We start from the raw sequence: 12042 nt of genomic DNA, 5'->3' as shown, positions 1-12042 counted from the left end.
GGGCTGCGAAAGGCACAGCGTGCAAACGCATCGTGCTGGCCTGCCTTGCGCTGGGCACGCTCGCGTTCATGGCGTCGGCGCCGGCAACGGCGCAGGCACGTTACGACGCCGCCACCACCTATAACAAGCTGGTACGCGACTACCCGTTCATCCGGATTGCCAGCGCCGACGCACCGGCGCCGGTGCAGGTGCGCAAGGACATCGTTTACGCACGCAGGGGAGAGCTCCCCCTTGCACTGGACCTGTATCTGCCGGCAGCGGGCGACACTCCGGCGCCGCTGGTGGTGCTCGTGCATGGCGGTGGCTGGGCCAGCGGCGAGCGTTCGAACATGGCGCCGCTGGCCGCGCGCCTGGCTGCGCGCGGTTATGCGGCGGCCACCGTCAGCTACCGGCTATCGGGCCAGGCGCGCTATCCGGCGGCAATCGATGACGTCAAGGACGCGCTGGACTGGCTGCGCGCGCAGGCGTCCGGCCTGAGCCTGGACCCGGCGCGCGTCGCCATCGCGGGCGGCTCGGCCGGCGGCCAGATCGCGGCGCTGGTGGGCATGACCCGGCCGGATGCGGTGCGGGCCGTGATCAACATCGACGGCCTGTCCGATTTCACGTCCGAACTGGCGCTGCGCTTCGAGGACGACCCGGCCAAGCGCCCGTCGGCAGCAGGCGCCTGGTTTGGCGGGCGCTATGCCGAGCAGAGCGCACTCTGGCGCGACGCCTCGCCGCTGACCCATGCCGGCAAGGACAGCCCGCCGGTGCAATTCATCGTCGGCGCCGCGCCGCGCTTTTCGAGTGGACGCGAAGCGCTGGCGGCCACGCTGGCCAGCCACGGTATCCCCACCGATACCGTGGCGCTGGACGGCGCGCCGCATTCCTTCTGGCTGTTCGATCCCTGGCTGGCGACGACCGTCGATGCGATGGACCGCTTCTTGCGCAAGACGCTCGGCCCAGTGCCCGCACGCGCGCCGTGGTCGCCGGATCTCGGCAACGGCCGCTATCGCAACCCGATCCTGCACGCCGATTATTCCGACCCCGATGCGATCCGCGTCGGTGAGCGCTACTACATGGTGTCATCGAGCTTCGCCAACGCGCCGGGCCTGCCGCTGCTCGCGTCAAGCGACATGGTGAACTGGGAGCTGGTGGGCCACGCGTTGCCACAACTCACGCCATCGGCCGCATTCGCCGCGCCCCAGCCCGGCAAGGGCGTGTGGGCGCCCAGCCTGCGCCATCACGATGGGCGCTTCTGGATCTTTTATCCCGACCCGGACCACGGCATCTACGTCACCACGGCCTCCGACTTTGCCGGCCCGTGGAGTGCGCCGTACCTGCTGTTGCCGGGCAAGGGCATCATCGATCCGGCCCCGCTGTGGGATGACGATGGCCAGGCCTGGCTGATCCATGCGTGGGCCAAGAGCCGCGCCGGCATCAACAATGTGCTGACCCTGCGCCGCATGGCGCCCGACGGACGCAGTCTGCTGGACGAAGGCCGGGTGATCATCGATGGCAACCGCCTGCCGGGCTACCGGACCCTCGAAGGGCCGAAGCTGTACAAGCGCAATGGCTGGTATTACGTGTTCGCGCCGGCTGGCGGGGTTGAACAAGGCTGGCAATCGGTGTTCCGCTCGCGTCGCATTGAGGGACCCTACGAAGACCGGATCGTGATGGCGCAGGGCGCAACGGGCATCAACGGCCCGCACCAGGGCGCCTGGGTCACGACCCCGCAGGGCGGGGACTGGTTCTTTCACTTTCAGGACCTGCGCGCCTACGGCCGCGTCGTGCATCTGCAGCCGCTGCGCTGGAACGATGACTGGCCGCTGATCGGTGAACCGTCCGCCACGCCGGGCGTGGGCCAGCCGGTCAGCGAGTATGTCAAGCCGGTGCCGGGCGTGTTTGCCCGCCGCGAGCCGGCGACGAGCGACGAATTCAATGGCGCTGTGCTGGGCCGCCAGTGGCAATGGACAGCCAACCCGCAACCCGGCTGGTATGCGCTCGACGCCCGTCCCGGCATGCTGCGCCTGTTCGCGCAGCCAGCAGCGCCGCTGCGCACGCTGGCGTCGGTGCTGACGCAGAAATTCCCGTCACCGGCCTTTGGCTTGACGGCCAGTGTGGAACTGCGCGCGGGGCGCGATGGCGATCAGGTTGGGCTGGGCATATTGGGACTGTCGAGCCAGTGGTTCGGACTGCGCCGCGTCGACGGCAAGCCACGCATGGTGGCTGCGCGCTGTGAGGCGGCTGGCGAGTGCGGCGACACGCTGGGGCCAGCGCTGGCCGGCTACAAGGTGCTGCTGCGCGCGCAGGTGACGCATGGCGCACGCGTGGCGTTCTCGTACAGCCAGGATGGGATTATGTTCACGCCGCTGGGCGAGCCATTCGATGCGGCGATGGGGCGTTGGGTGGGCGCACAGGTCGGCTTGTTTGCGACCGGCGCGGCGGGCGCGTGGGCGGACATCGACTACGTGCGCGTTACGCCTTGAGGGGCGGGGTAGAGAGCACTTTGTAGAACGTCTTGTCGTTGATACGAACGTTGCTTACCGCGGCAGCAAAGCGTTTTGCACCGGTTGCTTCAAGCGATACAGTTTGCGAAAGCCGGCACAGCGCACAAGTGCCTGTGTGTGGCTCGACAACCAAGCAGACCATCAGGTTAGCCCTGACTCGTAACAATCTGATGGATGACACGGCAGGCGCGGACCAACGCGACTCCCGCGTCGCTTGCCTGGGGGCGGGGGCGCCAGCGGAAGTAGACTATCTTGTCGCCTGGCTGGACTATAGACTTCAGATAAATCCATTCAGGGTTTTGAAAGCCAAAAGGCAATTTCGGTATATCTGGTGAAACCTTCACAAATGCTTCAATTTGCGCCAATTCAGCGCGTTCTATTTCCTGGATAGTATACGAGCGAGAAACGTCGTAGCTCGACCCAAATGCGCAGTTCGTTCGAGTCGTACCTGCATGCGCTGTGGCCGTCATGATCAATAAGCAGAGCAATAACATTTTCGTCATACTAAAAATTCCTTTGAGTTATCATGCGCTGCCGTCCCGAATTCAAGTACAACCACAGCAACATGAGTGACCGCCCCTGTCGAACTGGAAATATCGCGGCCTGAACGGCAGCCGCTTGCGATTCTACGCGGACGGTCGAGCGGTGTCTGATCGCTGTTGCGCACCAATAAATAGCACCAAATCACGAACCGTATGTACAAAACACGATAAAGACTTGATTATGGCGATGGGCCAGCTTATTGGCAAGCTGGTCAGCCTTACCCGGTCGCTGCGTCGCACGTGGAAAGCCTGCGTTATTTCGACGACAGCATGTTGCAGCCATACATTGACGCTCCTAAAAAAGCAAGAACCGTCGATGAAAAAGCTTTGTTCAAAAGAATGTGATATGACATCAGCGCTCGAGCTGTTCATGAAAGAATATCAGATGACCGGCAGCGAGAAAGCTGACGGTTACAGTGTCGATGCGCTTATAGGGCTGAGCAGGAAGGAGAAGAAGATTGCGTTTGAGCTGCTACTGAAAGAATTGCCCTGGTCGGCCAAGTGGTTATTTATACTGGATGCACAAAAGGCAGCGTCGGTTGCAAGAGAAATAGAAAAAGAAATGCGTAACAAAGATGGAGAAGACGCTTACATATTGCAGCAGCAGCTGGTTAAATATACCGGCGATTTGGTGTATCAGCAGCATATGATTGAAGATTACGCAAAATACAGGGATAAGGTACGGCCCTTGGTCATCGATGCGATCGATCAAACACCAACGAATCAAGCAAAGATCGATTTCTTCAAACATGTTCTTTTGATCGAAGTAAACAGCAATGCTGTCACACGCGCAGCACGCCATTTGCTGGATACGATCAATTTTCCGCGTAGTACGCATTCTGACGAGGCGAACTAAGATCGTTTAATCGGCAACTTGCGCAGCGACGACACACGAGTCAAGGGAAGTGCACTTTGGGTGCGGGTCACAATGGCGCTCGGCAGTGATCAACACACCAGCACCAGGCGGCACGGATTTTAAAGCGATCGACGGGCGCCGTTGGCGCCGCAATCTTACCCGCCGTGACGGGCAATATCGTCGGGGTTATTTCTGAAGCAGCCACGTGCCCGTTCCGCCAGAACGCGTGCGCTCGCCATTCCCGCACAAGCGGAAACGGCGGACCTCACCAACGATCAGAACGTGTAATCAGCCCTTACCGTGAACGCCCGACCAATCGGCTTGGCAATGTTCTGGGCAAACACCACACGCGAGGACAGACGCTGGTTCGACAGCGGCGGATCGGTATCGAACAGGTTGTTCACGCCGGCGCCGATCTTGAGCTGCTTCGAGACCTTGTACGTCGTCGACAGGTTGTAGACGCGGTACGGCTCGATCACGTTGTAGAACGGCTGCCCCGGCTGCTGGGTCGGCAGCGCGTTCGTGTCTTCGTAGCTCGAGCTGTACTGCTGCGTGAGCTGGGCGAAGAACGCACCGTACTGCCAGTTCACGCGCGCCTGGTGCTTCCACTTGAAGATATAGGTATTGGCCGAGGTCGAGCCGGTCGAGAGCGCGCCGATGCGTCCGACGCTGTCGACCCACGGGCTGCCCGCATCGTTCTGGCCTTCGTAGCGGTCGGTGTAGGTGCCGTCCATCGAGAAGCCGAAGCGTCCCCAGTGCGCGGTCGGCAGCATGTAGTTCAGGCTCAGGTCGATGCCCTGGGTCTTGAGCCCCCCCATGTTCAGTCGCGTCTTGGTGATGTACTGCAGCGTGCCGTCGGGGTTGCGTACGAACAGGTCCTGGTAACGGTCCAGGTTATCGAAGATCGAGTCTTCGTTGATCTGGGCGATCGTGCGCTTCATGTCGATCTTCCAGAAGTCGATCGTGGCGACGAAGTTCTTGACCGGTTCGATCACGAAGCCGACCGTGTAGGTCTTCGATTTCTCCGGCTCCAGGTCCGGGTTGGCGCCGACGAGCGTGGTCAGGCGCGTGTTGCAGACGCGCTCGGCGTCCAGGCCCAGGCCGGCAAAGCGCGGGTCGGTGGTCAGGGTACCGGAGCCGGCCACGTTTGGTGTCGGGCTAGGGCACAGCAGCGGATCGTCCCAGCTCGACGTCGATGGCGTCAAGGTGCGCGGTACGCCGTACAGTTCCGGCAGGGTCGGCGCGCGGAAGCCCGTGCTGACCGTGCCGCGCACCATCAGTGCCTTGATCGGCTGGTAGCGGAAGCTGGCCTTCGGATTGAAGGTCGAGCCGAAGTCGCTGAAGTGGTCGCCACGCACGGCGAAGTTCAGGTTCAGGTCCTTCGTCACGGGGGCGTCGAGTTCGGCGTACAAACCGGCCACGCGGCGCTGGCCGCTCGGGTTGTTGCCGGGAGAGCCACTGACGCGCCAGACCACCTCGTTGCCGATCATCGGCACGTTTTCGGCATACGTTTCACGGTGCCAGTCGCCGCCGACCGCAATCCCGAGATCGCCGCCGGGCAGCGCCATCAGCGTGCGGCTCAGGTTGAAGTCGGCGCCGTAGTAGCGCACGTCGGCCTGGCGAAACAGCTGGCCGTCGGCCGAGATGTCCTCGAGGTAGGCGCGGCCCGCCTCATCCTGCGCGCCGAACGGATTGAGGATACCGTTGGCCACGCCGGCATACACGGCCGGAGTGCGCACGAAGTTTTCCTTGAAGCCGGAGTCGCGGTGGCTGTAGCCGTACGAGCCGCCGACGCGGTAGTCCCAGCCCTTGAACTCGCCTTCGTCGGCAATCACCAGGCGGTGGTTGGTCTGCACGTCATGCAGCTTGGCCGCGCCCAGTTCATCCAGGCTCCAGGTCAGGGCCAGGTCTTCGCCGTTCAGGCCGGCCACGGCCGGCACGCCGCCGCGACCGCCCGGGTAATACGGGCTCGCCTTGGTAATCATCAGGGGCCGGCGCGACGCGGTGAGGCGGTCGTAGTCGGTGTTGTTGCCGAACGGCTGGGGCGGGCTGATCGCGTCGATGTACGAGCGCGACAGATTCAGCTCCACGGTCAGCATCTTGCCGTCGCCGTGCGCCAGGCTGCCCTTGGTAAACAAGGTCACTTGCTGGTTTTCCGGCAGCAGTTCCGGGTAGATGCCCGGGTCGGTGATGCAGGTCCGAGCACCGTTGGCAGCGGTGCGGGTGGACGGCACCGTGGTCTGGGCCAGACCCGGGGCCACGCAGCCGGCGGCGAAGTACGGGTTGCCAGTGATGTTGGCCGGGCGCCCGTTGCGGTAGATGGTGAAGTTGGCGGGCGACGCCGAGCCGCCCGAGGTGTTGGCCGTGAACGGCGTGCCGCCCAGCGACGCGAGTTTATCGGCGTCCCAGATCTGTGGCCGGTCGCGCTGCAGCAGCGAGCTGCGGCGCTGGGCGCTGAACGCGGTGTAGACGTTCCAGCCGTCGGTGGCGATATCGCCCTTGCCGGCCAGGATCGTCACGCGCTTCTGTTCGCCGCCGCCGGACTGCTCCGGCTGCACCGTGCTGGCGTGGATCGTCACCTCCTGCACCGTGCGCTTGGTGATGAAGTTGACGACGCCCGCGATCGCATCGGTGCCGTACAGGGCCGAAGCACCGTCGCGCAACACTTCGACGCGCTCGATGGCGGCCATCGGGATCACGTCAACGTTGACCGAGCTCGCGCCCAGCGCTTCGTTGGCCAGACGGCGGCCATTGAGCAGCACCAGCGTGCGGTTGGTGTTCAGGCCGCGCATATTGATCATGGTGCCGCCGCCACCGCCGCCAACCGGTTCGTTGGTCGCGGCCACGGTCAGGGCCACGGCCACTTCCGACATCGTGGTCAGGCCCTGGTTGACCAGTTCCTCGGCCTTGTAGGTGGTCAGGGGCAGGGCGTTTTCGGTCGCCAGGCGCTTGATGGATGAGCCCGTCACTTCGACGCGCTGCGGCTGCGCTTCCTGCGCTGCCGCGCCGTTGGCGAGGGTCATAGCGGCCAATGCGACGGCCGAGAGCAGAAAGCCCGGGAATGGGGTTGTACGGTTGATATTCACTGAGTGTCTCCTGCCTGTCATCGTGAGAGTGCGTCCGGATGTGTCTCGGGATCGCATGCATGTCGGGCGGTTCGTGATTTCTATGAATCGTGCGCAACCGGCGACTGGTATGTTCAATTTTACTTTGGTAAGACCACTTTAGGCAATCTGGACGTGCCGAAATATCTTCTGGTCTATACAGATATTGTCTTATTGATGTCGGATGACAAAGAAGGCGGCAGGGCGAAGGGGCGGGGAAGGGCAGGCGTCGGGCGGCGCTGGCCCATGAAGCGGGCGGCGGCGCGGCCCGCTGTTGTGACGAGGCTGGTCAGCCGCGCGAGAAGGTGCGGGTGACGCGGTCGAGGTGGGCGCGCATCGCCTGGCGTGCGCCGGCGACATCGTGCGATGCGATGGCGGCGAAGATATTGCGGTGGTCGATCAGCGTTTGCTGGCGCAGTTCTTCGGTCTGGAAGTGCTCCTTGAGCTTGTGCCACAGCGAGCCGCGCTGGCTCCACAGGTATTCGATGACGCCGACCATGGCGCTGTTGCCGGTCGCGCGCGCGATGGCCAGGTGAAAATTGCGGTCGGCCATTTCATTGGCACTGCGGTCTTCATGATGCTGTTCCATCTCCTCGACCGCGAGCAGGATGGCGTCGATGGCCGAATCATTGGCGTGCTTGGCTGCCAGTGCGGCGACTTCGACCTCGATCATGCGGCGCGCGGCCAGCACTTCGAACGGGCCCGGCCCGGCTGTCGGCACCACTGCCTGCGGCGCTGCCTGTTCGCTGACATACACACCGGAGCCGCCACGCACCTCGACCTTGCCGCCCAGTTCGAGCGCGATCAGGCCTTCGCGCAGCGACGTGCGGCTGACCCCGAGCTTGGCTGCCAGCTCGCGCTCGGCCGGCAGGCGCTCGCCACCGCGGATGTTCTCGGCACGGATCAGTTCTTCGATCCTGGCCGCCACGACCCGGTACAGCCGCGGCTCGGTGGTGCCTGGTTCATTCGGCGCTGGAGTAATCTTCATCGGTCGGTTCGTCCTGGATAATTGGCAGCTCTGCCAAAACTAGCGAATCTTAGTTTGGCCGGCCTGATGTGGCAAGGGCTCGCGGCAAATAGTTATCGTGGTTACTACCCGCTCATGGCTGCGGATCCCAGCCGCTGCCGGCAAAGACAGCGGCCCGGGTGCGGTAGCGCGCCGCCTGCGTGGCGTCCAGGACCGCGCCGCCGTAGTCGCGCGGCTGGCCATCCGGCGTGCGGTTGCCGTATTCGCGCCAGCCGCCCTGCAGCGGATTGGGCGCCGGACGGCGCAGCCAGCCGTCGGCCGCGATGTGCGGGCCGATGGTGCACTCGATGAAGGCGACGTGGTCCCAGGTGTTCGCCGTTCCCGGCGAGCGCGCCAGGTAGGCGCTGCCATTCGGGGGCAGGTTGCCCGTCGGTCCGGGGCCGCGGGTCAGGCGCGAGCGCAGGAAGACAAACCCCGTCTCGGCGGGGCCGACCGTGCGCGCCTGGACGATGTAGCCACCGCTGTCGGGATTCGCGCTGTCGCCGACCGTGCGGATTTCGCTGTCTTCGAACAGTGTCGTCCGGTTGTTCCCCCAGACGAAGTCGACATTGCCTTCGACCAGCGATTTGTAGATCCACGCATAGCCTTTCAGTTGCAGCGTATCCTGCTCGCTCGAAAAGTGCGCATTGCGCACCGCCAGGTGCCCGTCCGGGCTGTTGAAGAACAGCGTCTCGGCCTGCGGCGAATGGCCATCGCTGCGCAGCGTGCTGTTGTGCAGGGCGATGTCACGGAGTTCGAGCAGGTCGCTGTCCTGGGCCAGGAACAGCGCGCGCCCGCCCAGCAGCCCAGGCTCTTGCGGCGCCTGACCGCTGCCGGAGCCGGGATTGAGCGTGTCGCTGTTGGTGGCGCGGATGATCGTCGCTTCGCGGCTGGCGCCGCGCAGGGTCAAGCGGTCCTTGTCGCGCAGGTACAGCAGCTCGGGATAGACGCCGTCGCGCACATTGACCGTCAGCGGCAGGGCGCGGGGCAGGCTCATCGCATAGTCGAGCGCGCCCTGCACGGTGCGGAAGTGGGCACGGCCCGTGCTGGCCACGGTGATGCTGTCGCCCACCGGGCGGTGCGGGGTCGTGCGAAACGCCCAGCGTGCGCCGGCGAAGTCCGCGCCGCGCACCAGGCGCGCTTCGGCCGTTGCGACATACTCGGTATCGTAGTCAAGCGCTTGCGGCAAGCGGGCGCGCAACTGCCCGTCGACCAGCCTCAGCCGATGCTCGCGCACCAGGCGCTGACGCGGCGCCGGTCCGATCCTGCTCACCGTCTCGCCGGGGCGGATCACGCCAACCAGCGCGCCATCGCGCTTGCGCCAGACTCGAATGCTGCCTTCGCCGGTTAGTTGCGCGCCCGGTGCCAGCATCAGGCGGAGCAGCGTGTCTGGCGGTACGCCGCGTGCGCCGCGCGCCGGATCGATGCCGATGCCGACCGGCGCGCCCGTCGGTTCGGCAAAGCGCGGGCCGACGGCCACGGCCAGATTCGCCCCGGCCCATGGGTCGCTCGCGCTGGTCAGTGCAACCGTGGTTTGACCGGGCGTCAGCGGCGTGATCTGCAGCGCGCCATCGACCACCGCAGCCTTCGCGATGCGCGGATCGGCCACCACCGCGACCAGGTCGACCGCGCCGCCGATGCCGACCGTCTCGGCCGGATCGCCGGCCTGCAGCGCGATCCGGTTGTCGGCGACCTGCGGGGTCACGCGGGCCGGCACCGTACCTTCCGGCCCGGTGCGCACGTCGAGCACCTTGTGCGCGCCTGCTTCCCAGTCGAGCGGCAGGGTTGCCGGCAACGGCGTTTCCAGCGCACTCGTGACGCGTTCGCCATCGATCAGCGCAAACAGGACACCGCCCTCGGATGTCAGGCCCACGGTCAGCGGGGTGCGGGATGCCACGAACGCTGGCGCAAGACGGCGCCGCACCTGCTTGAGGCGTTCGACCTTGCCGCTGCGCGACGCCAGCAGTTCGACCTGGAGGGTTTTTTCTTCATCGGCCAGTTGCACGCTCACGCCCTGCCAGTCGCCATTCGCCTGACGGCGCGCGCGCAGCACGAACGGAGCACCTGGCGCCAACGACAGGCGCGCTTCGGCGATCCCGTCGCCACCCTGGGTCGGCCGCGGGCCGGCGTTGGTGCGCACGTGCTCGGGCACCAGCTGGGCCGGGAGCGCCGTATGGGTGTAGGGCAGGGGCGCCATGGAAGGCCCGCCAAACGGACAGGCGCCTAGCGGCTGGCCATTGAGCAGCGAGCCGCTGTCAGCAAACACGCCGTGGCTCGACCCCGGGTCGCGCACCACGTCCGCGCAGCCCCGGGCGCCGGTCACATCGAAGGCATTGGCGTCGGAGCGCACCAGTGCCTGGTGTCCCACGCCGATGCTGTAGTGGTGACGGTAGACGGCTCGCTTGCGCTCGCCCACATAATAATTATTGAAAAGGTGCACCTGGCCGTAGCGTACCCGCGGCGCGCGCTCGGCGACGTGCTCGAACAGATTTCCCTTGAGCGTGATGCGCAGCCGGTCCGTGTCACCGGTGGCGCGGTCGCTGGCGCCGATCAGCATGTTCTTTTCGTGATCGGCAAAATGGTTGTAAGTGACGCTGACCAGGTCCGCGCCCTGCGAGATATCCAGTGCCCCGTCGTGGCATTGCTTGATCTTGCCTTTCTCGACCGGCGCGCGGTCGTCCGTGTCGGGCGCATCGGTGAAGCTGTTATGGTCGATCCAGACATGGCGCGCGGCCCGCACCGTGATGCCGTCGTAATCCGAATTCCAGTTGCCTTGCGGGCCGTCGTGCGGGTCCCATGCCGGCTGGATGTCGCACGGATTGCGGATCGCCAGATGACGCACGATCACCTGTTCGACCCCGTCGATCGTCAAGCTGGCGTTGACGAAGCCGGCCCCGGACGTCACGCCCAGCAGCGTGGTATTGGAAGGAATGGTCACGGCGCCGCGCCGCGCCTGATCGGCGCTGTCGGTAAACGGCCGGCCTTCGGTCATGTCGACCGTTGCCGCCACCCGGACGATACGCGAAGGCGCCGACGCCTGAAGCGCCGCGACCAGTTCGGCGCGGTTGCGCACCGTGTACACATGGGCAGGCAGCGCCAGTGCGCCGCCCCGAGTGCCGCCTTCTTGCGCGGCCCAGCCATCGGCCGGTGCGTGCTGGCGCTCGGCGCTTGCCGGCGCCAGGGTCTGTGCGTGGACGGGTTGCACCGCCGCCAGTGCCAGTGCCAGTGCGGCCGCCGTCAGCGCGGCGTTCATTGCGCGCCTCCGGCGCCGTCGGCAGCCACGAGGTCGTCAGCCAGTTGCGGCACCTTGCGTACGATCTCGCGCGCGACGATGTCCGCAAAGCGCCGGGCACCCAGCGGTCCCACGTGCGTGCGGTCGAAGTTCTCGCCGACGCGCGCCAGTTTGTCGGCCTCGTCCGGTCCCATGGCCTGCACGGCCGCCAGCGACAGCGCATTCAATTCGATCAACGGGGTGGCCGTGGCCGCGGCAATGTTGCGCACGGTGGCCGCCCATGGCGCCAGGTCATCCTGTACATAGCCTCCCTTGAAGCTGCGCCGCGTGAGTGGCGTGACCAGCACCGGTACCGCACCCAGAGCGCGTGCCTCAATCACGTAACGCTGCATATTGGCGGGGAACTCGGTCACGTAGTCGGTCGAGCGGCCCGGCTTGCCCGGCTGGTCGTTGTGGCCGAACTGGATCAGCACAAAAGTGCGCCGGTAGCCGCCGGCGCGCAGCAGGCCGGTCACCTCGTCCCAGCGGCCCTCGGCCCGGAAGCTGCCCGAACTGCGCCCGCCACGTGCCAGATTCAGACAGGCCGTCTCGGACGTGAATCGTTCGCACAGCGCGTCGCCGTAGCCGGTGGTGCTGGCCATGGTGGAGTCGCCCACCAGGATCACGCGGTCGTGGACGGGTGGCGTGGCCGTGGCGGCGCCGCCCAATAACCATAACGGCAGGCATAGCAGGGTCAGGGCAGAAGAGCGGATGTTGGCCACGGTGTCTCCATATTTTTATGATCATCCGATTCTAGGTTGGTCGGACCAATTT

The 12042-nt window shown here is 65.3% G+C and carries 7 protein-coding genes; 2 read left to right on the top strand and 5 right to left on the bottom strand.

The window, feature by feature from the left end:
• Positions 1 to 32 precede the first annotated feature (32 nt).
• On the top strand, positions 33 to 2468 hold the full coding sequence (locus HD842_RS23995) for an alpha/beta fold hydrolase (RefSeq protein ID WP_183552738.1): 2436 nt from the start codon (positions 33 to 35) through the stop codon (positions 2466 to 2468).
• Between the two features lie 167 nt (positions 2469 to 2635).
• Here the strand turns inward: HD842_RS23995 and HD842_RS07420 are convergent, their stop codons facing one another.
• On the bottom strand, positions 2636 to 2992 hold the full coding sequence (locus tag HD842_RS07420) for a hypothetical protein (RefSeq protein ID WP_183552736.1): 357 nt from the start codon (positions 2990 to 2992) through the stop codon (positions 2636 to 2638).
• 220 nt (positions 2993 to 3212) lie between these two features.
• Here HD842_RS07420 and HD842_RS07415 point away from each other — a divergent pair, with 220 nt between their 5' ends.
• Entirely contained in the window at positions 3213 to 3887 is a 675-nt protein-coding gene (locus HD842_RS07415) for a hypothetical protein (protein WP_183552734.1), read from the top strand.
• A gap of 275 nt (positions 3888 to 4162) precedes the next feature.
• Here the strand turns inward: HD842_RS07415 and HD842_RS07410 are convergent, their stop codons facing one another.
• The 4 genes from HD842_RS07410 to HD842_RS07395 all read right to left on the bottom strand — a co-directional run bounded on the left by HD842_RS07410 (position 4163) and on the right by HD842_RS07395 (position 11990).
• Positions 4163 to 6973 carry a TonB-dependent receptor plug domain-containing protein gene (locus HD842_RS07410; RefSeq protein ID WP_183552732.1) on the bottom strand — a complete coding sequence of 937 codons (2811 nt, stop codon included), beginning with the start codon at positions 6971 to 6973 and terminating at the stop codon, positions 4163 to 4165.
• A 307-nt stretch (positions 6974 to 7280) separates the two neighbouring features.
• Positions 7281 to 7979, bottom strand: a complete 699-nt coding sequence (locus HD842_RS07405; protein WP_183552730.1) for a FadR/GntR family transcriptional regulator — start codon at positions 7977 to 7979, stop codon at positions 7281 to 7283.
• Between the two features lie 112 nt (positions 7980 to 8091).
• Entirely contained in the window at positions 8092 to 11250 is a 3159-nt protein-coding gene (locus HD842_RS07400; protein ID WP_183552727.1) for a pectinesterase family protein, read from the bottom strand.
• The gene (locus HD842_RS07395; RefSeq protein WP_370660798.1) at positions 11247 to 11990 is read right to left on the bottom strand and encodes a rhamnogalacturonan acetylesterase; all 744 of its coding nucleotides are present in this window, start codon (positions 11988 to 11990) and stop codon (positions 11247 to 11249) included. The genes HD842_RS07400 and HD842_RS07395 overlap by 4 nt, the downstream gene beginning before the upstream one ends.
• Positions 11991 to 12042 lie beyond the last annotated feature (52 nt).

The organism is Massilia aurea (assembly GCF_014200505.1).
GTDB lineage: Bacteria > Pseudomonadota > Gammaproteobacteria > Burkholderiales > Burkholderiaceae_D > Telluria > Telluria aurea_B.
Note: the sequence above shows the minus strand (reverse complement) of the source record. Positions and strands in the feature narration are given on the sequence as shown.